This is a genomic window from Halomonas sp. LBP4, from assembly GCF_003202205.1.
Classification (GTDB): Bacteria; Pseudomonadota; Gammaproteobacteria; order Pseudomonadales; family Halomonadaceae; genus Halomonas; species Halomonas flagellata.
Genome location: NZ_PDOG01000004.1, coordinates 197,624 through 222,296, shown reverse-complemented (window position 1 = coordinate 222,296; position 24,673 = coordinate 197,624). Strand labels below are relative to the sequence as shown.

The window sequence follows — 24,673 nt, the reverse complement described above, 5'->3', positions numbered from 1 at the left end:
TGGATGCCCGGCGTTGCGGGTCAGTGGCTCGAGGCCTGCTCGGTGAAGTGGCGGCGCTCGCGATGCTCGGCGCGCTTGCCGAGGTTGAACTGGCTGACCGGGCGGTGGTAGCCCATCACCCGGGTCCAGACCTCGCAGCGCTGGCGACGCTCGGTGGGCAGGGTGTCGTGGTGTGCTTGGCTCATGTGATGCTCCTTCGTGCTTCGGGGGTGGGGGGGAATGGCGCCTCAGGCCGTGGCATCGGCCGTCGAGGCCTGCTCTGCCAGCAGGGCGTCGTCGCACCTGGGGCAGAATTCGTGTTCGCCGGCCAGGTAGCCGTGTACCGGACAGATCGAGAAGGTCGGTGTCACGGTCAGGTAGGGCAGGCGGAAACGGGACAGGGCGGTGCGCACCAGGGTCCGGCAGGCCGCAGCGCTGGACAGCTTCTCGCGCATGTAGAGATGCAGCACGGTGCCGCCGGTGTAGCGGGTCTGCAGTGGGTCCTGGTGGATCAGCGCCTCGAAGGGGTCGTCGGTGTGACCCACCGGCAACTGGCTGGAGTTGGTGTAGTAGGGCGCCTCCGGCGTGCCGGCCTGGAGGATGCCGGGGTAACGAGCGCGGTCCTCCCGGGCGAAGCGGTAGGTGGTGCCCTCGGCCGGGGTGGCCTCCAGATTGTAGAGGTGCCCGGTCTGCTCCTGGTACTCCTGCATCCGCCCGCGTACGTGGTCGAGCACCTCCAGGGCCAGTTGCTGCCCTTCCGGGTCGGCGATGTCATGGGTGTCGTCGCTGAAGTTGCGGACCATCTCGTTGAGGCCGTTCACGCCGAGGGTCGAGAAGTGGTTGCGCAGGGTGCCGAGGTAGCGCCGGGTGAAGGGGTAGAGGCCGCCGTCCATCCACGCCTGGATGCGTTCCCGCTTGAGTTCCAGGCTGTCGCGGCCCAGCGCCAGCAGCCGGTCGAGCTCGTCGAGCAGCCCCGTGCGGTCGCCGGCGAAGCGATGGCCCAGCCGCGCGCAGTTGATCGTCACCACCCCCAGCGAGCCGGTCTGCTCGGCGCTGCCGAACAGGCCGTTGCCGCGCTTGAGCAGCTCGCCGAGGTCGAGCTGCAGGCGGCAGCACATGGAGCGCACCATGTGCGGCTCCAGGTCGGAGTTGAGGAAGTTCTGGAAGTAGGGCAGGCCGTACTTGGCGGTCAGCGCGAAGAGTCGCTCGGCATTGTCGCTCTCCCAGTCGAAGTCGCGGGTGATGTTGTAGGTGGGGATCGGGAAGGTGAAGACTCGCCCCTGGCGATCGCCGGCCTCCATCACCTCCAGGTAGGCGCGGTTGATCAGGTCCATCTCGGCCTTTAGCTCGCCGTAGGCGAAGGGCTGCTCCTCGCCGCCGATGACCGGCACCTGCCGGCGCAGATCCTCCGGGCAGACCCAGTCGAAGGTCAGGTTGGTGAAGGGCGTCTGGCTGCCCCAGCGCGAGGGCACGTTGAGGTTGTAGATGAACTCCTGGATGGCCTGTTTCACCGCCGGGTAGTCCAGTGCCTCCTTGCGCACATAGGGCGCCAGGTAGGTATCGAAGGAGCTGAAGGCCTGGGCGCCGGCCCACTCGTTCTGCAGGGTACCGAGGAAGTTGACCATCTGGCCCAGGGCGCTGGTGAAGTGTCGGGGCGGGTCACTCTCGGCGCGGCCGGGCACGCCGTTGAAGCCCTCGATCAGCAGGGTGCGCAGCGACCAGCCGGCGCAGTAGCCGCACAGCATGTCGAGGTCGTGGATATGCAGGTCGCCCCGGCGATGTGCCTCGCCCACCGCGGCGGGGTAGACCTCGTCGAGCCAGTAGTTGGCGATCAGCTTGCCCGAGACGTTGAGGATCAGCCCGCCCAGGGAGTAGCCCTGGTTGGCGTTGGCGTGGACGCGCCAGTCGGTGCGCTCGAGGTACTCGTCGACCGTGGCGGCGACAGCGAGGCGGTGCTTTTCAGTTTGACCGTTAGTAGAGGGGGGCACTGCGATCTCCCTATATATGCCATATTTTGAACTATAAGACACTATATATTGTGTTTTACAGGTTGGGGACTGACGAGATGGCGGGAGATGACCCAGGTCAGAAAAAGGGCGGGTAAGGATGTGGGTGGGTTGCGTCACCAACGAAATGGGCTCCACCCGAGGTAGAGCCCGTAAGAGGCTGGCCGTGCCGTTGGCCGGGATCAGCCGGCGCGGGTGTAGTCCATGCCGGGACGGCCATGCCAGTAGCCGTCGCAGATCTCGGCGTCGACCAGGGCCAGCGGGTCGGGGGGCGGAAGCGCACCGCGCCGGGCTGCATCGAAGGCGGTGACCACCTCGGCCATGCCCTCGGCGCGTGGGCTCAGCCGTGCGACCCCGACGCCCATCCCGGCCATGCCCGGGATCTCGTGGCGCAGGTCCTGGCAGGCGCCGGAGAGGGTCTGGATGCCGTTGAGGGTAAACACCTCGCGGGATTCCTGGGAGCGCAGCGCCAGGCCCTCGGGGTACTGCTGGCAGACGAACCGGCAGCGGTCCTTGGGCTTCTGGTGGCGGCGCGCGGTGAAGCAGCGCGACGACCAGGCCAGCGGCAGGTGGCCGTAGGCGAACACCTCGCAGGGCTGCTCGAGGCCCTGGTCGCGGCAGTCGTCGAGCAGCCGCGCCAGGTCGGCGCGGGACATCTCCACCGGGGCCTGCCAGCACTGCATGCCGGCGCGGGCCAGCACGGCCAGGGTCGCCGGGTTGTAGAGGTTGAGCGCCGCCCCGGCGACGAAGGGCAGGCCGGCCGCCGAGAGCCGCTGCACCGCGCTCTGGTCATTGGCCTCGACGGTGAATTCGCCGTTGTGGCACAGCCGGCGCAGGTCGCGCAGGTCGGCCTCGGACTCGATCAGGGTCTGGCTCGCCAGCACCACCTTCTTGCCGCTCTGGGCCAGCTCGCGGCCGATGCCCAGCCAGTCGTCGAGCTTCATGTCGCGGCGCCGCGAGCAGACCGATTCGCCGAGGGTGACGATCTCGATCGGCCAGTCGGCGGCCTCGCGGTAGAAGTCGGCGTAGCGCTCGCGGGTCCAGTAGAAGAGCACCGGGCCCAGCGACAGCTTGAGGGTGTCGGGGGTTGGCATGGGGCCTCCTATTTCCAGCGGCGCTCGTAGGCGCCCAGGGTGGTGGTGGCGCCCTCGGAGACCTCGCCGAGGCCGGCCATCCAGGCGGGGTCGGGGTGGAAGCGTTCGGGGCTACGCTCCAGGCGGTCGAGCGCCTGGCGCCAGATGCCGGCGACCTTCGACACATAGGCGGGGCTGCGCTGGCGGCCCTCGATCTTCACCGCGCTGATGCCGAGCTCGGCGAGCTCCGGGAGCAGCGCCAGGGTGTTGAGGCTGGTGGGCTCCTCGATGGCGTGGTAGGTCTCGCCGCCGACTTCGAAGCGCCCCTTGCACAGCGTCGGGTAGCCGGCCCGTTCGCCCTCGGCGTAGCGGTCGATCAGCACGCCGCCCAGGCGCGACTCCAGCCCCTCGGGAGTCTCCTCCCAGCGCACCTGGGCCGCCGGCGAGCAGACGCCGCGGGTGTTGGGCGACTCGCCGGTGAGATAGGACGACAGGTAGCAGCGCCCCTCGGCCATGATGCACAGGCTGCCGAAGGCGAACACCTCGAGCTCCACCGGGCTCTGCCTGGCCAGGTCGCGCACCTGGGTGATCGACAGCACCCGCGGCAGCACGGCGCGCCGGATGCCGAACTGTTCGTGGTAGAAGCGCAACGCCTCATGGCTGGTGGCCGAGCCCTGCACCGACAGGTGCCGGGGAAGGGAGGGATGGCGGCGGGCGGCGTAGTCGAGCAGGCCCATGTCGGCCAGGATCAGGGCATCGACGCCGAGCTCGACGGCCTGGTCCACGGCGCGGGTCCACAGCTCCCAGCCGTCGGGCTGTGGATAGGTGTTGATGGCGCAGAACACCCGCTTGTCGCGGGCGTGGGCATAGTCGATGCCTTCCCGGGCGCGCCTGTCGGTGAAGTTGAGCCCGGCGAACTGGCGGGCGTTGGTGGTGTTCTGGAAGCCGAAGTAGACGGCATCGGCCCCTTCGTCCACGGCGCGCTTCAGGGCGGGCAGGTTGCCGGCGGGGCAGACGAGCTCCATGGCGGACTCCTGTCGATGAAAACCCGACCATGCTAGTCGACCATCCTTGCCTGGCCCTTGACTGGCGTCATGGTGAGGAGGCATTCACGATTGGCGTGATCCAGGTCATGCCGGGGCCATGAGGAGGACTCCCGACGAGGCCTTGCGGGAGCCTCTGGCCTAGTCTTGGTATAGACACGCGCACCATGCGGGGTGGTCATGGACATTGAACGCCTGTTCGACGCGAGTTACGTGCGGGTACTGAGCCGAGAGGTCGAGGGACGGGCGTTCTTCGTGGCCTTCTATGAGCGCTTTCTCGCGGCTTCCCCCGAGGTCGCAGAGAAGTTTCGCCATACCGACATGGCTCGCCAGCAAGCCATGCTGAAAAAGGCCTTCTATCACCTTCTGGCGTTCTACGCGTCGAGCCATGCCGACTACTACCTGCAGGAGGTGGCGATCAGCCACGATCGCGCGCACCTCGACATACGTCCCGGGCTGTATGACCTCTGGCTAGAGACCCTGATCGACACGGTTCGAACCTTCGACGAGCAGTTCGATGACGAGGTGGAGCTGGCTTGGCGGCTGGTGATGACGCCGGGCATCGTCTTCATGACGTTCCATTACGACCGGGGTGTCCGCTCCGATTAGACCCGTGCAACGAGCCCCCCATGGGCGGTGCCCATGGGGAGCCGATGCGGTGGATTCATTTGATGGCTGAATCAAGAAGAGTGGGCCGGCCTGGCATCGCAGAGCGGGCAGAAGTCGGCCTGTTCGTCGTGGCCCAGGCGCAACCCGGTGTGGTGATCGGCGATCTTCCGGTAGAGCCACTGGAAGCTGGGGCTGCCCCAAGGAGCTCAACCCCATGCGTGCCATCGACCAGATCAAGGCGATGCTGCTGGTGCGTGGCAGCTGACCGCAGTGATGCGATACCCACCGCAGTAAGTGCGAGATGGCCTTTCGACAGGTGAAAGATCTGCTCGAATGGCTTCACGACTTCCATGATCGGCTGTTCGGCCAGTACACGGGCCCTGGCCAACCAGCAGCCGGATGAGCGGATGAGGATGGCGCTGGTGTTTCTGGTCGACCGCGTCAGGTCTTGGCCGCTGGCGCGCGAGGGAGACCTGGCATAAGATAGTAATCAATTACTATCTTTTGGCGAGACGAGCATGCCAGCGAAACGTCACCTCACCGCCGAGGCGCGCCGCGAGCGCACCGTGGAGACGGTCATCGCGCTGTGTGCCCGCGACGAGCCGGCGACGCTCACCACCGGCGAGATCGCCAGGCAGATGGGCGTCACCCAGGGGGCGCTGTTCCGCCACTTCCCGAGCAAGGACGCCATCTGGGAGGCGGTGGTGGACTGGGTCGGCACGCGGGTGATGCAGCGGGTGGACGCCGCGGCGGCCCGTGCCGACACCCCCCTCGAGGCGCTGGAGGCCATGTTCATGGCCCATGTCGCCTTCATCGCCGAGCATCCCGGGGTGCCGCGGCTGCTGCTGGGACAGCTGCAGCATGCCCGCCCCACGCCGGCACGGCGCATGGTGCGGTCGCTGCTGTTTCGCTACCGCGAGCGGATCGCCGGCCTGCTCGAGCAGGCGCGCGCCACGGGCGAGCTGCGCGAGGGGCTGGATCTCGAGGCCGCGACGATGCAGTTCATCGGCACCATCCAGGGGCTGGTGATCCAGTCGCTGATGGCCGGCGAGGTCACGGGCACCCTCGACCAGGCGCCGCGTGTCTTCGCGATCTATCGCCACGGCATCGCCGCCGACGGGGAGGCGCGGACATGACCCCCCGACTCCGTCGCCTGGGCCGCGCCGTCATGGTGCTGGCCGGGCTGGCGCTGGGCATCGGCCTGGCCGTGCTGTTCGTGGCCAACCGCCAGGCCCCCGAGCGTCAGGAGGCGACGACCTCCGCCACCCCGGTCAGGATTGTCGAGGCCCGGCCCCTGGACTTCCGCCTCGAGGCCCGCGGCCACGGCGTGGCCCGCCCCACCGAGACCTGGCAGGCGGTGGCCAACGTGGCCGGCCGGGTGGTGGAGCGCCATCCGGGACTCGACAGCGGTACCCTGCTGCGCGAAGGCACCCTGCTGGTGGCGCTGGACCCCTCCCGCTATGAGCTGGCCATCGCCGAGGCCGAGGCCGAGCTGGCCACGCTGGCCGCCGAGCAGACGCTGCTCGAGACGGAGGAGGAGAACACCCGCCGCCTGCTGACGCTCGAGCGGGAGCGGCTCGGCCTGACCGAGCAGGAGCTGGCGCGTCTCGAGCGGCTGGCGGCCCGCAACGCCGTCTCGCGCTCCCAGCTCGACGAGCAGCGCCGCGCGACCCTGGCCCAGCGCCAGGCCGTGGCGTCGCTGGAGAACCAGCTGGCGCTGGTCCCCGCACGCGGCCAGTCGCATCGGGCCCAGGTGGAGCGGGCCAGCACGCGCCTGGCCCAGGCCCGACGCGACCTCGAGGACACCCGCTTCGTGGCGCCCTATGACCTGCGCCTCGGTGAGGTCGAGGTGGAGATGCACCAGTTCGTGGGGGCCGGCCAGCGACTGTTCCAGGCCGACAACCTGGCGGCCGCCGAGGTCGAGGCGCATGTGCCCTTCGCCCAGATGCGACGGCTGCTGGGCGTCGTGTCATTCCCGGAACTGCCCGAGGGGGCCCTGGATCTCGGCGAGCGGCTGGACTTCTCGGAGATTCGCGCCGAGGTGGAACTGGTCGGGACCGGGGACGTGGCCTGGACGGGGCGCGTGGTGCGGGTGGCCAGTGGCCTGGATCCCGCCACCCGTACCGCCCGGGTGGTGGTGCAGGTCGATCATCCCTATCGCGATGCCCGGCCACCCGATCGACCCCCGCTGCTGCGCGACATGTACACCCGGGTGACGCTGTGGGCCGCCGACGCCACTCCCAGGCTGGTGGTGCCGGCCGCGGCGGTGCATCGCGGCGAGGTCTACCTGGCGAACGGCGACGACCGGCTGGAGCGTCGCCCGGTCGAGGTCGCCTTCGAGCAGCACGACCTGACGGTGATCGCGGCGGGGCTCGCGCCGAGGGAACGGGTGATCGTCGATGACCTGCAGCCGGCGATCGCCGGCATGGCGCTGGCGCCGCGGTATGATGATGCCCTGGCGCAACGGCTGCGGGCGCTGGCCGCGGGAGAGCGGCCATGATCCGCTGGTTCGCCGGCCATCCCACCGCCGCCAACCTGCTGCTGCTCCTGCTGCTGGCCGCCGGCCTGTTCGTCGCCCCCGGGCTCAAGCGCGAGACCTTTCCCGACTTCCGCGCCGTCGAGGCGAGCATCGAGGTGGTCTATCGCGGTGCCAGCGCCGCCGATGTCGAGGACGCCGTCTGCCGTCGGCTGCACGATGCGATCAAGGGCATCGATTTCCTCGACGAGTTCGCCTGCGTGGCCCAGGACAACCTGGCCAGCGCCACGGCGACCATGGAGGCCGGCGGCGACGCGATCCGCTTCATCAATGACCTGGATACCGAGGTCGATGCCATCACCGACCTGCCGGCCCGCGCCGAGCGTCCGGTGGTGCGCGAGCGGCACCGCAGCGACCTGGTGGCGGCGGTGGCGGTCCGGGGCGACATGCCCCTGATCCAGCTGGAGGACTATGCCCTGGCCCTCGAGGAGCGGCTGATGACCCTGCCCGGGGTGGCGGGCGTGGCCATCCAGGGCATGTCGCAGCGACAGTGGCAGGTCGAGGTGCCCCGCGACGTGCTCGGCCAGCATGGCCTCTCGGCCCGCGAGCTGGCGGCACGGGTGGCGCGGCAGAGCCTCGACATGCCGCTGGGCACCCTGGAGACCCGCGACCGCGACATCCTGCTGCGCTTCACCGACCAGCGGCGTTCGCTGCGCGAGCTGGAGAGCCTGGTGGTGGTCTCCGACGCGGCGGGCGGGGAGCTGACCCTGGGCGACATCGCCACCCTGACGGAAGTCGGCGAGCATCCCGAGGAGCGGATCCGCTTCAACGGCGAGCCCGCCCTGGTGCTGGAGGTGAGCAAGACCCTGCGCGACGATGCCCTGGACGTGATGGATGACCTCACCGCCCTGGTCGAGGCCGAGCGGGCGCGCTGGGACGGCGGGGTCCGGCTCGACCTGACCCGGGACATGACCGGCATCGTGCGCGACCGGCTGCGGATGCTGGTAAGCAACGGCCTGCTGGGCCTGGCGCTGGTGCTGCTGGTGATGAGCCTGTTCTTCCGGCCACGGCTGGCCCTGTGGGCGGTACTGGGGCTGCCGGCCGCCTTCATGGGGGCCTTCCTGGTGATGGGCCTGACCGGGTTGTCGCTCAACATGATCACCCTGGTGGCGCTGCTGATGGCCATCGGCATCGTCATGGACGACGCCATCGTCATCACCGACAACGTCGCCGCCCACGCCCTGGAGAGCGCCTCGCCGCTCGAGGCGGTGGTGGCGGGAACCCGCCAGGTGCTGCCCGGGGTGCTGTCGTCGTTTCTCACCACGGTGGCGGTGTTCGCGCCCCTGTCGTTCCTCGCCGGCGAGCTGGGAGCGGTGCTCGAGGTGCTGCCGGTGGTGCTGATCGCCGCCCTGGCCGCCAGCCTGGTCGAGGCCTTCTGGATCCTGCCGCATCACCTGAAGGGCAGCATCTCGCGGTTGGGCGAGGGGCATGACTCGCGTTTCCGCACCGCCTTCGAGCGCGGCTTCACCGGGTTCCGCAAGCGGGTGGGGCGTGTCACCGACGCCGCGATCCGCTGGCGCCATGCGGTATTGGGCGGTGTGCTGGCGATGCTGCTGGGGTCGGTCGGCTTCATGGCCGGCGGCCATATCGGCCGCGAGGCGATTCCCGACATCGACGGCGACGTGCTGGAGGCGCGTATCCTGCTGCCCCAGGGCACGCCCCTGGCGCGCACCGAGGCGGTGGCCGAGCGGGTCGAGGCGGCGATGTGGCGCCTCGACGAGCGCCTCACCCCCGACCAGCCCGGCGGCGCCCCCCTGGTCGAGGCGATCCAGGTGCGCTTCAACCACAACCCCAGCGCCCGCGAAGCCGGGGCCCATGTGGCCACGGTGATGGTCGACCTGCTCACCGCCGAGCGCCGGCGGGTCGCCCTGGACGAACTGACCGAGGCCTGGCGCGAGGAGATCGGCCGGATCGGCGGCCTGCAGAGCCTGATCATCCAGGAGCCGGGGCTCGGGCCCGCCGGGTTGCCGGTGGAGGTACGCCTGCAGGGCGAGGACCTGGAGGCCCTCGGCGCCGCGGCGCGGGAGCTGGGCGAGCACCTGGCCGGCTACCGCGCCGTCTACAACATCATCGACGACCTGCGTCCGGGCAAGCCCCAGCGCTCCTTCGCCCTGGCCGAGGGCGCCCACGGCCTGGGATTGACCGCCGAGGAGGTGGCCTCCCAGCTGCGGGCGGCGCTGCTCGGCGAGATCGCCGACACCCAGCGCATCGGCGACCGGGACATCGAGATCCTGGTGCGTCAGGCCGCGGAAGACCGCGACAGCCTCGACGACCTGCTCGACCAGACCATCGCCCTGCCCGATGGCAGCCGGGTGCCGCTCTCGGTGGTGACCGAGGTGGCCGAGCGCCGCGAGTGGGCACGCATCACCCGCATCGACGGGCGGCGCACGGTAACCGTGGAGGCCAACGTGGATGCGAGGCTCTCCAGTGGCCAGGCGATCGTCGACGACCTGCGGGGCGGCTGGCTGGAGGACTTCCGTACCCGCCACCCCGGGGCCGAGGTGAGCTTCGAGGGGCAGGTGGCCAGCGCCGCCGAGACCGGCGGTTCCATCGCGCGCAGCCTGCTGGCCGGGCTGGTCGGCATCTTCGTGATCCTCTCCTTCCAGTTCCGCAGCTATGTGGAGCCGCTGATCGTGATGGCCGCGATTCCGCTGGCCTTCCTCGGTGCCATCTGGGGCCATGTGATCATGGGCTACTACCTGTCGATGCCCTCGCTGGTTGGCGCGGCGTCCCTGGCCGGCATCGTGGTCAACAACGCCATCCTGCTGATCCTCTTCACCAAGGAGCATCGCGAGGCGGGGCTCGATGCGGTGGCCGCCGCCGGCCAGGCCAGTCGCGACCGGCTGCGTGCCATCCTGATCTCGTCCTCCACTACCATCGCCGGGCTGCTGCCGCTGCTGGCGGAGACCAGCACCCAGGCGGCGGCCATCAAGCCACTGGTGATCTCGGTGGTGTTCGGCCTGCTCACCTCCACCGTGCTGGTGCTGGTGGTGATTCCGGCGCTCTACGTGCTGCTCGACGACCGGGGGTGGACGCGACAGCCGCAGCGTTGATCGCCGGCCCCTCCCGGCCGGCCCTTCCCGACTTTTCCCTTCCCGCGAAGGGGGGCGGGCCGTTACGCTGCCATTTTCCCCCTTGCCATCAGCCGAAGGAGGCCCCGTGGCCATTTCCAGCTTTGCCGACCTGCTCGAGGAGGCGCGTCGTCAACCCGATCCGCAGCGCCTGCTGTTCGTCTGTACCCGCGCCGAACTGCCGGACCACCCCAGCGAGGAGCAGCGTCGCCGCTTCGAGCAGGGCGAGGGCGGGGTGCTGACCCCGATGCTCTGCGTCGACAAGACGCCCGACGAGCTCAGCGACATGGCGGCGCTGGTGGCGGAGTCGGAAGCGACCAGTGTCGAGTGGGACATCGTCTTCGTGGCGGCCATGGCCGACCAGGGTGGGCCGGAACTCGCCGAACGGCACCTCCAGCGCATGGTGGAGTCGCTGAAGATGGGCAGCGTCGATCAGTTCCTGGCATTCGACCGGGCGGGAGAGGTGGTGGGGTTCCAGTGAACCGGGCGTTCACCCGGTGCCAAGAAGCACGGGGCCCGGGCGCCATGCGTCCGGGCCCCGTGCGTATGCCGTCGGGAGTCGATCAGGCCGCGTCGAGGGGGCGTGAGGGGCCGAAGTGCTCGTAGTGGCGGCGCTCGTCGGGCACGCCCAGTTCGGCCAGGGCGCGGTCCACGGCACTCATGAACCCCTGGGGGCCGACGAAGTAGCAGTGCGCCCCCTCGGGCAGGACACGGGCCAGCAGCTCGCGGTCGACCCGGCCGCTGTGGTCGGCGCCATCGCCACGCTCGTGCACCGTCACCGTCTGCAGCCGCCCGGGATGCTCGGCCGCCAGGGCCGCGACCTCGTCGGCGAAGGCGTGGTGCTCGGCGTCCAGGGCGGCGTGCAGGTAGACCACCCGGCGCCCCCGGGCCAGGGCATGGCGCGCCAGGGGCAGCATGGGGGTCTGGCCGACGCCGCCGCTGGCCAGCAGCAGCGGCTCGTGCCCCTCCGCCAGGGTCAGGTCCCCGGCGGGGGGCAGGAGCTCCAGGGTGTCGCCCACCTGCAGGACGTCGTGGAAGTGGCGGCTCGCCCGGCCGTCCGGCTCGCGCTTGATGGAGAGGCGATAGCTCCTGCCGTTGGGGGCATCCGACAGGCTGTAGTGGCGATGGACGGGCTCGCCGTCGATGACCAGACGCACGCCGATGTACTGGCCGGGCTGATGGTCGGCGACGGCACCGCCATCCTCGGGCTCCAGCACGAAGGAACGGATCACCGCGCTCTCCTGCCGGGTCGCGGCGATACGGAAGCGCCGCTTGCCGCGCCAGCCGCCCGGACGCTGCGCGAATTCCCGGTAACGATGATCCTCCAGCTCGATCAGCAGGCCGGCGAGCTCCTCGTAGAGCGCGCTCCAGGCCGCGGCGATCTCCGGGGTCACCGCCTCGCCCAGCACCTCGCCGATGGCGGCCATCAGGCACTCGCCGACGATGGGGTACTGCTCGGGCCGGATGTCCAGGGAGACGTGCTTGCTGACCACCGTGGCCAGGGTGTCGCGGGCCTTCCGCGGGTCTGAGCGCAGTTGCACATAGGCCAGCACCGCACCGGCCAGGGCGCGGGGCTGACCACCGCTCTGCTGGTGGGCGTCGTTGAACAGCGGCTTGACCTCGGGGTAGCGGTCGAACATCAACGGATAGAAGCGCTGGGTGATGGCGTCGAGGTGGTCGGCCACCACGGGGGCGGTGGCGGCGATCAGTCGTTCCTGGTCCTGGGTCAGCATGGGCTCCTCGGGGATCTTGTAAGATTCATTGAAAATACATCTTATATCTGGGCATGGCGGATATCATCCCCTCGCGGGTGCGACAACTCGTCGCACTCGGCGTTATAGCCCGATGCGGTGGGCCCGGTGGGTGAAGAAGATGCCGCTGGGCGACTCGGCCGGCAGGATCGCCAGCTCCTCGAAGGTGCGGGTGTCGTAGACCTTGACGTGGCCGCTGTCCCGGGCCGAGATCCAGATGTGCTCGCCACGGGGGGTGAACTCCGTGTGCAGGATCGACTCGCCCGGCGAGAGGGTCTCGATCACCTCGTGGTGGCGGGTGTCGATCACCTGGACCACGTCGTTGTGTGGATGGGCGAAGGTGACCCACACCTGCTGCTCGTCGGGGCGGCTCATCACGAAGACCGGCTGGCCCTGGACCTCGATGCGATCAGTCAGTGTCCAGTCACGGGTGTCGGCCACCAGCACCTCGTGGCGGCCCACCGCCGGGAAGTAGGCCCGGTCGCCGGCCATGGCCCAGCCCTCCAGGTGCGGCATCTTGTAGACCGGCAGGCGCTCCTCGCCGCGGCCGTAGTCCGGCAGGATGCGCTGTGCCCCTGCCTCCGGGTGCCAGAGGTCGAGCAGGGCCATGCCATCCTCGCCGAACAGGCCGGCGATGTAGTAGCGGCCGCTGGGCGTGATCAGGGCGTCATAGGGCAGGCTACCCACGGCGCGGTGTTTCTCCAGCGCCGGTTCGTCGCCGGACAGGTCCAGCAGCCATATCTCGCCGGCCTCGAACAGGCTGAACACGAAGCGGTTGCCGGGGGCATCCACCAGGCCCACCACCTTGGCCCGGTCGGTGGTGCCGTCGGGCTTCTCGAAGGTGGCCGGCAGGTCGACCATCAGCTCCAGGGTCGCGGTATCGAAGACCTTCACCCCGCCCGGCTCATAGTTGGCCACGGCGACGTAGCGGCCGTCCTGGGAGATGGCACCACCGATGCTGTTGCCCGACTGGATGATGCGCCCGTCGACCTCGCCGGTGAGCAGGTCGAGCCGGGTCAGGCCACCGTCGCGGCCGAAGACGAAGGCGTGACGGGCGTCGCGGGAGAACTTCACCGAGGCGTGGGAGAGATCCCCGAAGCCCTCGACATGGCGCAGCACCGCCTTGCGGGTGGTGTCGACCAGCGCCACGCTGCCGGTGGCGCGCTCGATCACCACGCCGAGGTCCCCCGTGCCACGCAACTCGATCTCTCCCGTGGCCGGTTCGGCAAGGCTCTGGCCGGCGACCAGCAGGGCCAGGGCAACGCCGGCGAGCAGTGACTTGAACAAAGGCGAAAGGGGCATGGCGGGTCTCCTGTGCCGAGAGATCAGTCTTTTTCCAGCGTTTCCAGCCGGCTGTCGGTCTGCAGGTGGTCGGCCAGCCAACGGGCGTCCGCCTCGCTGATCAGCGCCTTCCAGCCGGGCATGGCGCTGCCGGGGATGCCGTGCAGGATGACATGGCTGAGCGCATCCGCGCCGAGCGCCTGCATGCGATCGCGGGGCAGTGCCGGCCCCAGGCCGCCACGCAGCGTCATGCCGTGGCAGGAGCCGCAGTCCTGATAGAGCAGGGTCTCCAGTTCCGCCTCCCGGGCCGGGTCGATGGCAGCCTGTTCCGCCGCGGTGGCCGGGCCGGAGAGCGGCCAGAGGGCACAGAGCAGTGCAAGACGATGGCGGCGAAGCATGGGGGGTTTCCTCGGGTCGGCAGCGACCGGTGTCGTCGGGGCCCAGTGTCGGGCCCACGGCTCCGGCTCGCCTTGACCGGCGTCAATGGAGCATGCGACGGGTCGAGAGGATCAAGCTTTCCGGCGTCTGGCAACGTGTCTTTGGAGGTAGGTCGAGCTCGCGTTGACGCACGTCAAGGGGGAGTGCGAAAGCGGGGTGGGAGATGCAAAAGGTGCATGAAAAATGACTTTTACTGGCCCAGTCTTGCTCCGGGAGTGCGGCGCCGGACCCCCGGCCACCCCCGCCGACAACAAGAATGTCACCGCCTGGCGATGCTGCTTTCGTGGATCACGACAGAGGTGGAACGATGATGAAGAAAGACGGGTATCTCAAGCCCCTGGCGGTGGCGGTAACTACCGTCGCCCTGGGAATCGGCGCGGCCCAGGCCCAGCACGCGGAAGATGAATCGAAGACCGCCTATCAGGGCTCGTCCTCGAGCGTGGATCCGGGGTCGGCCAAGGTGGTACGCACGCCCGGCGCGCCGGACCTGACCGACGAGGAGTTCGAGAAGGCCAAGGAGATCTATTTCCAGCGCTGCGCGGGCTGCCATGGCGTGCTGCGCAAGGGGGCCACCGGCAAGCCGCTGACCACCGATATCACCCAGGAGCGCGGCCTGGATTACCTCAAGGTGTTCATCAACTACGGCTCTCCGGCCGGCATGCCCAACTGGGGCACCTCCGGCGACTTCACCGAGGACGAAGTCGAGCTGATGGCCAAGTACATCATGCACGAGCCGCCGCAGCCGCCGGAATTCGGCATGCCCGAGATGAAGGAGACCTGGGAGGTGCGGGTTGCTCCCGAGGATCGTCCCACCGAGCAGATGAACGACCTGGACATCGAGAACCTCATCTCGGTCACCCTGCGCGACGCCGGCCAGGTCGCCCTGATCGATGGCGACTCCAAGGAGATCGTCAAGGTCCTCGACACCGGCTATGCGGTGCATATCTCGCGCATGTCCGCCTCCGGCCGCTACCTGTTCGTCATCGGTCGCGATGCCAAGGTCGACATGATCGACCTGTGGATGGAGGAGCCGGAGATCGTCGCCACCATCAAGATTGGCATGGAGGCGCGCTCCGTGGAGACCTCCAAGTTCGAGGGCTACGAGGACGACCTGGCCATCGCCGGCGCCTACTGGCCGCCCCAGTACGTGATCATGGACGGCCAGACCCTGGAGCCGAAGAAGATCGTGGCCACCCGCGGCATGACCGTCGACACCCAGGAGTACCACCCGGAGCCCCGCGTGGCGGCCATCGTGGCCTCCCACCAGCACCCGGAGTTCATCGTCAACATCAAGGAGACCGGCAAGGTCCGCCTGGTGAACTACGAGAACCTGGATGCCCTCTCCACCGTCGAGATCGACACCTCCCGCTTCCTGCACGACGGCGGCTGGGACGCCTCGGGCCGCTACTTCCTCACCGCAGCCAACGAGTCCAACCAGATCGTGGTCATCGACGCGCAGGAGCGTGAGCTCGAGGCCATCGTCGACGTAGGCAAGATTCCGCACCCGGGGCGCGGCGCCAACTTCGTCGACCCCGAGTTCGGGCCGGTCTGGGCCACCAGCCACCTGGGCGACGCCAGCATCCAGCTGATTGGCACCGACCCGGCCGGGCATCCGGACAACGCCTGGCAGGTGGTGCGCACCCTGGAGGGTCAGGGCGGCGGCTCGCTGTTCATCAAGACCCACCCGGAGTCCGACAACCTCTATGTCGACACCGCCCTCAACCCGGGCGAGGCGATCAGCCAGAGCGTGGCGGTCTTCGACATCAACGACCTGGAGGCCGGCTTTGATGTCCTGCCGATCGCCGAGTGGGCCGACGTGGGCGAGGGACCCAAGCGTGTCGTGCAGCCGGAGTACAACCAGGCCGGTGACGAGGTGTGGTTCTCCGTCTGGAACACCATGGACGAGACCTCTGCAATCGTGGTCGTCGATGACAAGACTCGCGAGCTGAAGCACGTGATCAAGGACGAGCGCCTGGTCACCCCGACCGGCAAGTTCAACGTGATCAACACCCAGCACGACATCTACTGATCGGGAACCGGCGGCGGGTGCAAGCCCGCCGCCACCCGCCGCAAGTGAGCTATGCCGATGTATTGCCAAGTTCAAGACCTCGATGCGCTGGACCGTCGCCTCATCGACTGCTACCAGCGCGGCCTGCCGGTCTGCACCCGCCCCTTTGCGACCGTGGCCGAACGACTGGGTTGCCCGGAGGCCGAGGTGATCTCCCGCCTCGAGCGCCTGCAGTCGCTGGGCGTGGTGAGCCGCGTGGGGCCGGTCTTCGACCATGCCCGGGCCGGCGCCAGCCTGCTCGCCGCCGTGGCCGTGGCCGTGGCCGAGCGCGATGCCTGCGCAGAGCTCATCAACGCCGCCCCCGGCGTCAACCACAACTACGCACGTGAAGAGCATGCACGTGAAGAGCATGCCCGTGAAGATCTGGCCCGGGAGCACGGCTACAACCTGTGGTTCGTGATGACCGCGCCGGACGAGCCCGAGCTCGAGGCGCGGCTCGAGGCCCTGGAGGTCCGCCTGGGCGTGCCGATCCTGCGCCTGCCGATGCTGGAGGGCTTCCATATCAACCTGTCCTTCCCCATTCCCTGGGCCGAACTGGAGCGCACATGAACACCGCGACCCCGCTGTCCCTCGAGGCCGCCCGCTCGCCCGGCGAGCCGGATGCCCACCGCCGCCTGCGTGCCCTGCTCGAGCAGGGGCTGCCGCTCACCCCCCGGCCCTGGCAGGCCCTGGCCGAACAGGCCGGCATGACCGAGGAGGAGGTGATGGCCTGCGTGCGCCGCTGGCAGGCCGAAGGGCTGATCAAGCGACTGGGGCTGGTGCTGCGCCATCGCCGCCTGGGTATTCAGGCCAATGCCATGGTGGTATGGGACGTGCCGGACGAGCGGGTTGCCCTGGTGGGCCGTCGGCTCGCCCGGGAGACCGCCGTGACGCTCTGCTATCGTCGCCCGCGGCGCCTGCCCGACTGGCCCTACAACCTCTTCTGCATGATCCACGGCACCCGCCGCGATCGGGTGCTGTCGGAGCTCGCGGCCATCGTCGAGCGCCTGGGCCTCGATGACCTGGAGCACCGGGCGCTCTTCAGCACCCACGCCTACCGCCAGTGCGGCGGCCGCTATGCCCGGGAGGACGAGCCCCGTGACCGCCTTGCGCCCTGACACGGCAGCGCTGGACGCTGCCGATCGCCGGATCATCAACCGCCTGCAGGAGGGGCTGCCGCTGGTCGAGGCCCCTTTCGCCACGGTGGCCGCCGAGTTGGGCATCAGCGAGGGCGAGCTGCTGTATCGGCTCGAGCTGCTGCTGCGTGACGGGGTGCTGAGCCGCTTCGGCCCCATGTACCACGCCGAGCGCCTGGGCGGCGGCCTGACCCTGGCGGCATTGGCGGTGCCCGAGGTCGATTTCGAGCGCGCCACCGAGGCGGTCAACGCCTTCCCCGAGGTGGCCCACAACTACCGCCGCGAGCACGAACTCAACATGTGGTTCGTGCTGGCCACCGAGACTCCCGAGCGCATCCCTGAGGCGATCGCCGGGATCGAGGCGGCCACCGGCCTGGCCGTCTACAACATGCCCAAGGAAGAGGAGTTCCATGTCCGTCTCCATCTGCCCGTCTAGGCCGGCCCGGGGTTGCAACGTCCAGCATCGCGACGCCCAGGGGCTGGACGCCGCCGACCGTGCCATCGTGCTGGCCACCCAGGCCGGCCTGCCGCTGGTCCCCGACCCCTGGGGCGCGGTGGGTCGCGAGGTGGGCATGAGCGGCGAGGCGGTGCTCGAGCGCATGCAGGCCATGCAGGAACGCGGGGTGATCCGCCGGGTCGCGGCGGTGCCCAACCACTACCGGCTCGGCTACGTGGCCAACGGCATGACGGTATGGGACGTGGACGACGCCCAGATCGACCGCCTGGGCCGCGAGGTGGCCGCCATCGAGGGCGTCAGCCACTGCTATCGCCGCCCGCGCCACCTGCCCCTCTGGCCCTATAACCTGTTCGCCATGCTGCATGGCCGCAGCTTCGATGAGGTCGAGCGCCAGGCGGCGGTACTGCGCGAGCGCCTGGGCGAGGCGTGCCGCGACCACCGCATCCTCTATAGCTCACGCATCCTCAAGAAGACCGGACTGCGGCTCGCCGTTCGTCCCGAGGATCCGCCCAGGAGGTAGCCATGTTCCGCGTCACCCGCTACATCAAGTCGCTGATCGAGCCGGGGCCCCCGGGTCATGAAACAAGAGCGCCGGCGCGCAAGCCGCCGGGCCCGGTGGTGATCTGGAACCTGATCCGTCGCTGCAACCTGACCTGCAAGCACTGCTACACCACCTCGGCGGATATCGACTTCGCCGGCGAGCTCTCCACCGCCGAGGCCCACGCGGTGCTCGACGACCTGCACGCCTTCCGGGTGCCGGCGCTGATCCTCTCCGGCGGCGAGCCGCTGATGCGCCCGGATATCTTCGCGCTCTCCCGCCGCGCCCGGGAGCTGGGCATCTACACCGGGCTCTCCACCAACGGCACCCTGATCACCGAGGCGAACATCGATGCCATCGCCGAGGTCGGCTACGACTACGTGGGCATCAGCATCGACGGCCTGGAGGCCACCCACGACGCTATCCGCCGGCGCCAGGGGGCCTTCCGCGAGTCCATGCATGCGGTGAAGCTGTGCAAGGCGCGCGGCATCAAGGTCGGCCTGCGCTTCACCCTGACCCGCGAGAACGTCGAGCAGCTCGGCGACATCCTGGCGCTGCTCGACGCGCACGACGTCGACAAGTTCTACCTCTCGCACCTCAACTACGGCGGCCGCGGCCGGCGCCACAGCAAGCAGGACGCCTGGTACCGCATGACCCGCGACGCCATGACCCGGCTCTTCGACCATTGCCGCAGCGAACTCGAGCGTGGCGTGGAGCGGGAGTACGTCACCGGCAACAACGACGCCGACGGCCCCTTCCTGCTGATGTGGGCGCGGGAGCACTTCCCCGAGCAGGCCGAGGCCCTGGAGCGGCGGCTGGTGAACTGGGGCGGCAACGCCTCCGGGGAGCATATCGCCAACATCGACAACCTGGGCAACGTCCACCCCGACACCTTCTGGTGGGACCACGGCCTGGGCAACGTGCGCGAGCGGCCCTTCTCGGCGATCTGGCGCGACACCCGCGACCCGCTGATGGCCGGCTTCCGCCAGCGCCCGCGGCCGCTCAAGGGGCGCTGCGCCGAGTGCCACTTCCTGTCGATCTGCAACGGCAACACCCGGGTGCGCGCCTGGAAGGTCACCGGCGACCCCTGGGAGGAGGATCCGGGCTGCTATCTGACCCACCGCGAGATCGGGGTCGCCGACGAGGGCGGGCGTCGTGTCTGTGCCCCCTATGAGGCCATCCAGGCCGTCGAAATCCAGTAGGCTTGCGAGGATTCCGCCATGCCGTCACGTCGCGTTTCCTATGCTCTGGCCGAGGCGCCCCTGGCGTCCGGCGAGGTGGCCATCGTCGGTGCCGGTCCCGGCGACCCCGGGCTGCTGACCCTGCGGGCCCTGTCGCTGCTCGAGCAGGCCGACTGCCTGGTCTTCGACCGCCTGGTCTCCCGGGAGGTGCTGGCCCTGGCCAGCCCCGGGGCCCGGCGCTTCTACGTGGGCAAGGCCTCGCGCTGCCATGCCCTGACCCAGGACGAGACCAACGCCCTGCTGGTGCGCCTGGCCGGGGAGGGCAAGCGGGTGGTGCGGCTCAAGGGCGGCGACCCCTATATCTTCGGGCGCGGCGGCGAGGAGGCCGAGGTGCTGATCGACCACGGCATCGGCTTCCGGGTGGTGCCGGGGATCACCTCCGCCCAGGGCTGCGCCGCCTATGGCGGTTTCCCGCTGACCCATCGCGACCACGCCCAGAGCGTCACCTTCGTCACCGGCCACTGCAAGGGCGACGGCGACCTGGCCCTGGACTGGTCCTCCCTGGCGGTGCCCCACCATACGCTGGTGTTCTACATGGGCCTGGCCAATGCCGGGCTGATCAGCGAACGGCTGCAGGCCCACGGCCTGCCGGCCAGCCACCCGGTGGCCCTGGTGGAGCGGGGCACCACCCCCGAGCAGCGCCGGGTGATCACCTGTCTGGGCGAACTGGTCGAGACCCTCGAGCGCGAGGGGTTGAAGCCGCCGACGCTGATCGTGGTGGGCGAGGTGGTGCGCCTGGCCGACACCCTGGCCCAGCCCGCCCCCAAGGAGGCGACCTTCGCCGAGGGCGAGACCCTGGAGCTGGCGCGGGAGCAGATTGCCCTGTGAAGCGAGCCGTTTCTCTCCGGACGTCCCTGCAGGCCCTGGTCGCGGCGGTGCTGGTCTCGGCCATGGCGCCGGCCGGTGCCGACGACACCCGGGCGCTCTACCAGGCCCGGTGCGCCTCCTGCCACGGCGAGGCGCGGCTGGGCGGCATCGGCCCGGCGCTGCTGCCGGGCAACCTCTCGCGGCTCAAGCCGCAGGCCGCCGCGGCGGTGATCCGCGACGGGCGCCCGGCCAGCCAGATGCCGGCCTTCGGCGAGCAGCTCGACGACGGCCAGATCGCTTCCCTGGCCGAGTGGATCTACCGCGAGCCCGAGGTCGAGCCCGGCTGGGCGAAGGAGGAGATCCTGGCCAGCCAGGTCGTGCGGCATCCCGCGGGCAGCCTGCCCGATGTGCCGCGCTTCGACGCCGACCCGCTCAACCTCTTCATCGTGGTCGAGACCGGCGATCACCATGCCAGCCTGCTCGACGGCGACACCTTCGAACGGATCCACCGCTTCGAGACCCGCTACGCCCTGCACGGCGGTCCCAAGTACACCCCCGACGGGCGCCATGTCTTCTTCGGCTCCCGGGATGGCTGGATCACCAAGTACGACCTCTACAACCTGGAGGTGGTGGCCGAGGTGCGCGCCGGCATCAACATGCGCAACATCGCCGTCTCCGGCGATGGCCGCTACGTGATGGCCGCCAACACCCTGCCCCACAGCCTGGTGCTCTTCGACGCCCACAACCTCGAGCTGATGAAGGTCTACCCGGTGGTGGGCGAGAGCGGCGAGAGCTCGCGGGTCAGCGCTGTCTACGCCGCGCCGCCGCGGGGCAGCTTCATCGCCGCGCTCAAGGACCTCGAGGAGGTGTGGGAGATCCCTTGGCCGCTGCCCACCGAGCCGGTGGTCTCCACCGGTCATATGGCCACGCCACTGGAGCAGCAACGCGGGCATGACACCCCCAGCTTCCAGGTGCGGCGCCTCCCGGTGCCCGACTACCTGGACGATTTCTTCTTCGATCTCGAGTATGAGCACGTCATCGGTGCCTCGCGGGGTGGCCAGGGCGGCATGGTGGTCAACCTGGACAGCGGCGAGAAGGTCGCCGACCTGCCCCTGGAGGGGATGCCGCACCTGGGTTCCGGCATTACCTGGGAGCACGAGGGGCGCCGGGTGATGGCGCTGCCGCACCTGGCCAAGGCGGCGGTGTCGATCATCGACATGAGCGACTGGTCGCTGATCAAGACCCTCGAGACCGACGGCCCCGGCTTCTTCATGCGCAGCCACGCCAACTCGCCCTACGCCTGGGTGGATGTCTTCTTCGGCCCCCACCGCGACCGGGTGCACGTGATCGACAAGGCCAGCCTGGAGATCATCGAGACCCTCACTCCCGAGCCCGGCAAGACCGCCGCCCACGTGGAGTTCGACCGCGACGGCGAGAAGCTGCTGCTCAGCCTCTGGGAGGACGACGGTGCGGTGATCGTCTACGACGGCGACAGTCTGGAAGAGGAGAAGCGCATTCCCATGAGCAAGCCGTCGGGCAAGTACAACGTCTGGAACAAGACGCGCTATGAAGAAGGGACGAGTCACTGACGCCGGTGGCGTCGATAAGAAGCATTCTTGATGCCAGTCATGGTTTCCAGGAGGTGGCTGACGCAGAATGGGCATATCCAAGCGTTCCGGTCGGGTATTGTGCCATGCAGCCATCCTCTCTCCCCGCGAGTTCCTCCATGCTGACGCGCCTGCCGGTGGCCCGCCTGGCCTTCCGGCCCTTCTTTCTGCTGGCCGCCCTGTTCAGCGTGGTCTCCATGGTGGTCTGGCTGGCCTTCTGGCATGGCGACATCCTGCTGCGCCCCCATGGCGGGCTGATGTTCTGGCACCAGCACGAGATGCTGTTCGGCTTCGCCGCCGCCGTGGTGGCGGGCTTCTTGCTCACCGCGGTACAGAACTGGACCGGCCTGCCGAGCCTCCGGGGCGGCCCGCTGCTCGCGCTGGTCGGCGTCTGGCTGGCGGGCCGGCTGCTGATGGCCGCTCCCCTGGGGCTGCCGGCCTGGCTGCCGATGCTGGTCGACCTGGCCTTCCTGCCGCTGGTGGCGGGGGTCATGGCCCGGTTGGTGATCGCCGCGAAGCGCTGGCGCAACCTGATCTTCCTGCCGGCACTCGCGCTGCTGACCCTCGCCAACCTGGCGATGCACCTGGGGGTGATGAACGGCGATGCCGAGCTGATTCGCCAGGCCGCCTACCTGGCGGTGCTGCTGGTCACCCTGCTGATGGTGGTGGTGGGCGGCCGGGTGATCGCCATGTTCACCGCCAACCGCCTGGGGCGCGCGAAGCCGGCGCCGGTCCCCGCCCTCGAGGCCCTGGCCCTGGGCAGCACCCTGGCCGTGGTGGCGGCCCAGCTGCTGGTGATGCTCGGCGTGCCGCTACCCGGCGCCCTGCTGGCGGCCCTGATGGGCCTGGCCGCCCTGGCCAATGCCGTGCGCCTGGGCCGCTGGGGCGGCCTTGCCAGCTGGCGCGAGCCGCTGCTCTGGGGCCTGCACGGCAGCTACGCCTTCATCCCCGTGGGCCTGGCCATGTGGGCCCTGGCGGCGCTGGGCGTCTTCCGGGCCGAGCTGGCGGTGCACGCCCTGACCATCGGCGGCATGGGCACCATGATGCTGGCGATGATGTCGCGGGTCGTGCTGGGCCATACCGCGCGCCCCATCCGTACCCTGCCGGGCATCGGGGTGGCGCTGGGCCTGATGCTGGCGGCGGCCCTGCTGCGCTCCCCGGTGCTGGCGCTCTTCCCGCAGATCACCCACTGGACCTACAACCTGGGCATCCTCTTCTGGTGTCTCGCCTACCTGATCTTCCTGTTCCACTACACTGTCCCCCTGTTCATGCCTCGTCTGGATGGCAAGGACGGCTAGCCGGCGCTTCGCGCCAGCAGCTGGCGACGAGCCACGAGCCACGACTCTGCCCGCCGCCCGATGCAAGGAGCGCGCCGTGATGGAGTACTACCTGCCGATCAAGCACCTGCATATCACCGCCGCCACCGTGAGCATCCTCTTCTTCGTGCTGAGGGCCTGGTGGTCGGTGCGCCAGGCCCCGCTCCTCCAGCAGCGGTGGGTGAGGGTAGTGCCGCACCTGGTCGACACCGCCCTGCTGGCACTGGGCGTCACCCTGATGGTGATGCTCTCGATTTGGCCGCACCAGCACCCCTGGCTGGCCGCCAAGCTGCTCGCCCTGCTGGCCTACATCGGGCTGGGCACGGTGGCGATCAAGCGTGGCCGCACGCCGGCGATGCGCGGTGCGGCGGCGCTGGCCGCGGTGGCCGCCTTCCTCTATATGCTGGGGGCCGCCATCCGCCATAGCCCGCTCTCCTGGCTGGCCGGCCTCTAGGCTCTAGGCGAAAACTGCCTGCACTCGATCATACGGCGTTAAAAATCAGCTCAAAATGCTCATTTACTCCAATGTAAACTCCGCTTTTTCGCTGATTTTTGCCTTGTCTGATCATTGTTCGTCGACTTTTCGTACAGAACCTGATCCCCCACGTGTCTCCTATACTGAGGCGGCGAGCCTTCACTTCACGACGGCTTTTATCAAGTCTCTCCATAGCCCTACCATGACGAGGAGCCCGACCATGAGTCCACAGGATCTTCCCTCCGGCGCCGGCAAGGTGGCGACCCAGTATCCCGAGGTGTGGGAGGCCTTTTCCCGGCTCGGCAAGGCCTGCTCCGAGAGCGGGCCGCTCGATGCGCGCACCCGTCGGCTGGTCAAGCTGGCGCTGTCGGTGGGCGCCGGGTCCGAAGGGGCGGTGCACTCCCACATGCGTCGTGCCCTGCGCGAAGGCGTCGAGCCCGAGGCGCTCAAGCAGGTGGCCATGCTGGCCATCCCCACCATCGGGCTTCCCGCCGGTGTCGCCGCCCTGACCTGGATCGAGGACATCACCGACAAGGGGTGAGGGCCTGCCGTCGGCGCAGCGTCGCCGGCGGCGCCTTCTGCTGTCTGCCGCGATTTTCTGCGTTCGTCAAACCCTGCTGCGACATTCCGTCCATCGCAACTTGACCGGTGTCAAAGCCAAGGGCCGGTTCGAGCTGCTACTCTTTAACATGTATGTGATATGCATGTTCATGGCGGCAGGCAGCCGAGGCTGTCCTGTTCCGAGGGAACATCACACCAGCAAGGGGGAAATGATTCATGGCCGAGGGTCTCACTCGATCGGCGGCCCGCAATATCTTCTATGGCGGGTCGCTGTTCTTCTTTCTGCTGTTCGCCGCGCTGACGGCCCACAGCCACTGGTACATGGTCAATACATCCACCGACAGTGCGGGACTCACCGAGTCCGTCAAGCACGGCAAGGAAGTGTGGGAAAAGAACATGTGCATCAACTGCCACAGCATCATGGGCGAGGGGGCCTACTTCGCGCCGGAGCTGGGCAACGTCTGGGAGCGCTACGGTGGCCACGAGAACCCCGAGGCGGCCCGTGCGGGCCTCGCCGCCTGGATCCGTGCCCAGCCATTGGGTGCCGAAGGGCGTCGTCAGATGCCGGCCTACGACTTCAGCGAGGAGGAGATGCAGTCGCTGATCGACTTCCTGGAGTGGACCGACGGCATCGACGACCAGGACTGGCCGCCGCATCCCGCCGGCTGAGCCGCCTGAACGCCGGATGAACCAAGGAGAAC

General features: G+C 69.0%; 22 protein-coding genes and 1 pseudogene. 17 read left to right on the top strand and 6 right to left on the bottom strand.

All coding sequences use genetic code 11. The features are described from left to right. Nucleotides 1–20: 20 nt before the first annotated feature. From CR157_RS14415 to ubiU, 3 genes and pseudogenes are all read right to left on the bottom strand, one after another. Nucleotides 21–1,985 (bottom strand): annotated as a pseudogene (locus tag CR157_RS14415) (ribonucleoside triphosphate reductase). A 182-nt stretch (nucleotides 1,986–2,167) separates the two neighbouring features. Continuing rightward, nucleotides 2,168–3,079: a U32 family peptidase gene (locus tag CR157_RS14410; RefSeq protein WP_110284224.1), complete on the bottom strand. Its 912-nt coding sequence runs from the start codon at nucleotides 3,077–3,079 to the stop codon at nucleotides 2,168–2,170. An 8-nt stretch (nucleotides 3,080–3,087) separates the two neighbouring features. Next, on the bottom strand, nucleotides 3,088–4,083 hold the full coding sequence (gene ubiU / locus CR157_RS14405; protein ID WP_110284223.1) for a ubiquinone anaerobic biosynthesis protein UbiU: 996 nt from the start codon (nucleotides 4,081–4,083) through the stop codon (nucleotides 3,088–3,090). A 198-nt stretch (nucleotides 4,084–4,281) separates the two neighbouring features. On the opposite strand from ubiU, the gene CR157_RS14400 reads away from it, so the two are divergent. From CR157_RS14400 to CR157_RS14380, 5 genes are all read left to right on the top strand, one after another. Continuing rightward, complete coding sequence (locus CR157_RS14400) at nucleotides 4,282–4,710, top strand: globin (RefSeq protein WP_110284222.1); 429 nt, start codon at nucleotides 4,282–4,284, stop codon at nucleotides 4,708–4,710. A gap of 518 nt (nucleotides 4,711–5,228) precedes the next feature. Then, a complete protein-coding gene (locus CR157_RS14395) occupies nucleotides 5,229–5,846 on the top strand; it encodes a TetR/AcrR family transcriptional regulator (RefSeq protein WP_110284221.1) in 618 nt (205 codons plus the stop codon). Continuing rightward, nucleotides 5,843–7,210: an efflux RND transporter periplasmic adaptor subunit gene (locus tag CR157_RS14390; protein ID WP_110284220.1), complete on the top strand. Its 1,368-nt coding sequence runs from the start codon at nucleotides 5,843–5,845 to the stop codon at nucleotides 7,208–7,210. The genes CR157_RS14395 and CR157_RS14390 overlap by 4 nt, the downstream gene beginning before the upstream one ends. Further along, a complete protein-coding gene (locus CR157_RS14385) occupies nucleotides 7,207–10,299 on the top strand; it encodes an efflux RND transporter permease subunit (protein ID WP_110284219.1) in 3,093 nt (1,030 codons plus the stop codon). The genes CR157_RS14390 and CR157_RS14385 overlap by 4 nt, the downstream gene beginning before the upstream one ends. Before the next feature lie 106 nt (nucleotides 10,300–10,405). Beyond that, nucleotides 10,406–10,798: a ribonucleotide reductase subunit alpha gene (locus tag CR157_RS14380; protein ID WP_110284218.1), complete on the top strand. Its 393-nt coding sequence runs from the start codon at nucleotides 10,406–10,408 to the stop codon at nucleotides 10,796–10,798. 82 nt (nucleotides 10,799–10,880) lie between these two features. On the opposite strand, the gene hmpA is transcribed toward CR157_RS14380, so the two are convergent. The 3 genes from hmpA to CR157_RS14365 all read right to left on the bottom strand — a co-directional run bounded on the left by hmpA (nucleotide 10,881) and on the right by CR157_RS14365 (nucleotide 13,747). Beyond that, nucleotides 10,881–12,050 carry an NO-inducible flavohemoprotein gene (hmpA, locus tag CR157_RS14375; RefSeq protein ID WP_110284217.1) on the bottom strand — a complete coding sequence of 390 codons (1,170 nt, stop codon included), beginning with the start codon at nucleotides 12,048–12,050 and terminating at the stop codon, nucleotides 10,881–10,883. 102 nt (nucleotides 12,051–12,152) lie between these two features. Next, nucleotides 12,153–13,370 carry a cytochrome D1 domain-containing protein gene (locus tag CR157_RS14370; RefSeq protein ID WP_110284216.1) on the bottom strand — a complete coding sequence of 406 codons (1,218 nt, stop codon included), beginning with the start codon at nucleotides 13,368–13,370 and terminating at the stop codon, nucleotides 12,153–12,155. A 23-nt stretch (nucleotides 13,371–13,393) separates the two neighbouring features. Continuing rightward, entirely contained in the window at nucleotides 13,394–13,747 is a 354-nt protein-coding gene (locus CR157_RS14365) for a c-type cytochrome (protein WP_110284215.1), read from the bottom strand. 347 nt (nucleotides 13,748–14,094) lie between these two features. Between CR157_RS14365 and CR157_RS14360 the strand changes: the two genes are divergently transcribed. The 12 genes from CR157_RS14360 (at nucleotide 14,095) to CR157_RS14305 (ending at nucleotide 24,641) form a co-directional block, all read left to right on the top strand. Then, nucleotides 14,095–15,816, top strand: a complete 1,722-nt coding sequence (locus tag CR157_RS14360) for a nitrite reductase (RefSeq protein WP_306766783.1) — start codon at nucleotides 14,095–14,097, stop codon at nucleotides 15,814–15,816. A gap of 57 nt (nucleotides 15,817–15,873) precedes the next feature. Further along, nucleotides 15,874–16,404: an Lrp/AsnC family transcriptional regulator gene (locus CR157_RS14355; RefSeq protein WP_110284213.1), complete on the top strand. Its 531-nt coding sequence runs from the start codon at nucleotides 15,874–15,876 to the stop codon at nucleotides 16,402–16,404. Beyond that, nucleotides 16,401–16,952: a siroheme decarboxylase subunit beta gene (ahbB, locus tag CR157_RS14350; RefSeq protein ID WP_181422072.1), complete on the top strand. Its 552-nt coding sequence runs from the start codon at nucleotides 16,401–16,403 to the stop codon at nucleotides 16,950–16,952. Before CR157_RS14355 ends, ahbB (CR157_RS14350) begins: the two co-directional genes overlap by 4 nt. Next, complete coding sequence (locus tag CR157_RS14345) at nucleotides 16,933–17,406, top strand: Lrp/AsnC family transcriptional regulator (protein ID WP_258364180.1); 474 nt, start codon at nucleotides 16,933–16,935, stop codon at nucleotides 17,404–17,406. Before ahbB (CR157_RS14350) ends, CR157_RS14345 begins: the two co-directional genes overlap by 20 nt. After that, nucleotides 17,381–17,947, top strand: coding sequence for a siroheme decarboxylase subunit beta (gene ahbB / locus CR157_RS14340; RefSeq protein WP_181422071.1), 567 nt, complete (start codon nucleotides 17,381–17,383; stop codon nucleotides 17,945–17,947). Before CR157_RS14345 ends, ahbB (CR157_RS14340) begins: the two co-directional genes overlap by 26 nt. Before the next feature lie 2 nt (nucleotides 17,948–17,949). After that, nucleotides 17,950–19,167 carry a heme d1 biosynthesis radical SAM protein NirJ gene (gene nirJ, locus CR157_RS14335; RefSeq protein ID WP_110284211.1) on the top strand — a complete coding sequence of 406 codons (1,218 nt, stop codon included), beginning with the start codon at nucleotides 17,950–17,952 and terminating at the stop codon, nucleotides 19,165–19,167. A gap of 18 nt (nucleotides 19,168–19,185) precedes the next feature. After that, nucleotides 19,186–20,034 (top strand): uroporphyrinogen-III C-methyltransferase, encoded by an 849-nt coding sequence (cobA, locus tag CR157_RS14330; RefSeq protein ID WP_110284210.1) that lies wholly within the window; start codon nucleotides 19,186–19,188, stop codon nucleotides 20,032–20,034. After that, the gene (locus tag CR157_RS14325; protein ID WP_306766782.1) at nucleotides 20,031–21,602 is read left to right on the top strand and encodes a nitrite reductase; all 1,572 of its coding nucleotides are present in this window, start codon (nucleotides 20,031–20,033) and stop codon (nucleotides 21,600–21,602) included. Before cobA ends, CR157_RS14325 begins: the two co-directional genes overlap by 4 nt. Before the next feature lie 137 nt (nucleotides 21,603–21,739). Beyond that, entirely contained in the window at nucleotides 21,740–22,918 is a 1,179-nt protein-coding gene (locus CR157_RS14320; RefSeq protein WP_306766781.1) for an NnrS family protein, read from the top strand. Between the two features lie 79 nt (nucleotides 22,919–22,997). Further along, nucleotides 22,998–23,390 carry a SirB2 family protein gene (locus CR157_RS14315; protein ID WP_110284208.1) on the top strand — a complete coding sequence of 131 codons (393 nt, stop codon included), beginning with the start codon at nucleotides 22,998–23,000 and terminating at the stop codon, nucleotides 23,388–23,390. A 241-nt stretch (nucleotides 23,391–23,631) separates the two neighbouring features. Beyond that, the gene (locus CR157_RS14310) at nucleotides 23,632–23,952 is read left to right on the top strand and encodes a carboxymuconolactone decarboxylase family protein (RefSeq protein WP_110284207.1); all 321 of its coding nucleotides are present in this window, start codon (nucleotides 23,632–23,634) and stop codon (nucleotides 23,950–23,952) included. A 236-nt stretch (nucleotides 23,953–24,188) separates the two neighbouring features. Beyond that, nucleotides 24,189–24,641: a c-type cytochrome gene (locus CR157_RS14305; protein WP_110284206.1), complete on the top strand. Its 453-nt coding sequence runs from the start codon at nucleotides 24,189–24,191 to the stop codon at nucleotides 24,639–24,641. The last annotated feature ends 32 nt before the right edge of the window (nucleotides 24,642–24,673 follow it).

Excerpts from the sequence above, each read along its gene's own strand:
- nirJ (WP_110284211.1), top strand. The coding sequence starts at position 17,950 with ATGTTCCGCGTCACCCGCTACATCAAGTCGCTGATCGAGCCGGGGCCC.
- CR157_RS14365 (WP_110284215.1), bottom strand. The coding sequence starts at position 13,747 with ATGCTTCGCCGCCATCGTCTTGCACTGCTCTGTGCCCTCTGGCCGCTC.
- CR157_RS14400 (WP_110284222.1), top strand. The coding sequence starts at position 4,282 with ATGGACATTGAACGCCTGTTCGACGCGAGTTACGTGCGGGTACTGAGC.
- CR157_RS14320 (WP_306766781.1), top strand. The coding sequence starts at position 21,740 with ATGCTGACGCGCCTGCCGGTGGCCCGCCTGGCCTTCCGGCCCTTCTTT.
- CR157_RS14315 (WP_110284208.1), top strand. The coding sequence starts at position 22,998 with ATGGAGTACTACCTGCCGATCAAGCACCTGCATATCACCGCCGCCACC.
- hmpA (WP_110284217.1), bottom strand. The coding sequence starts at position 12,050 with ATGCTGACCCAGGACCAGGAACGACTGATCGCCGCCACCGCCCCCGTG.
- CR157_RS14410 (WP_110284224.1), bottom strand. The coding sequence starts at position 3,079 with ATGCCAACCCCCGACACCCTCAAGCTGTCGCTGGGCCCGGTGCTCTTC.
- CR157_RS14370 (WP_110284216.1), bottom strand. The coding sequence starts at position 13,370 with ATGCCCCTTTCGCCTTTGTTCAAGTCACTGCTCGCCGGCGTTGCCCTG.
- CR157_RS14395 (WP_110284221.1), top strand. The coding sequence starts at position 5,229 with ATGCCAGCGAAACGTCACCTCACCGCCGAGGCGCGCCGCGAGCGCACC.
- CR157_RS14310 (WP_110284207.1), top strand. The coding sequence starts at position 23,632 with ATGAGTCCACAGGATCTTCCCTCCGGCGCCGGCAAGGTGGCGACCCAG.
- ahbB (WP_181422072.1), top strand. The coding sequence starts at position 16,401 with ATGAACACCGCGACCCCGCTGTCCCTCGAGGCCGCCCGCTCGCCCGGC.
- cobA (WP_110284210.1), top strand. The coding sequence starts at position 19,186 with ATGCCGTCACGTCGCGTTTCCTATGCTCTGGCCGAGGCGCCCCTGGCG.
- ubiU (WP_110284223.1), bottom strand. The coding sequence starts at position 4,083 with ATGGAGCTCGTCTGCCCCGCCGGCAACCTGCCCGCCCTGAAGCGCGCC.
- CR157_RS14360 (WP_306766783.1), top strand. The coding sequence starts at position 14,095 with ATGATGAAGAAAGACGGGTATCTCAAGCCCCTGGCGGTGGCGGTAACT.
- ahbB (WP_181422071.1), top strand. The coding sequence starts at position 17,381 with ATGTCCGTCTCCATCTGCCCGTCTAGGCCGGCCCGGGGTTGCAACGTC.
- CR157_RS14305 (WP_110284206.1), top strand. The coding sequence starts at position 24,189 with ATGGCCGAGGGTCTCACTCGATCGGCGGCCCGCAATATCTTCTATGGC.
- CR157_RS14355 (WP_110284213.1), top strand. The coding sequence starts at position 15,874 with ATGTATTGCCAAGTTCAAGACCTCGATGCGCTGGACCGTCGCCTCATC.
- CR157_RS14390 (WP_110284220.1), top strand. The coding sequence starts at position 5,843 with ATGACCCCCCGACTCCGTCGCCTGGGCCGCGCCGTCATGGTGCTGGCC.
- CR157_RS14385 (WP_110284219.1), top strand. The coding sequence starts at position 7,207 with ATGATCCGCTGGTTCGCCGGCCATCCCACCGCCGCCAACCTGCTGCTG.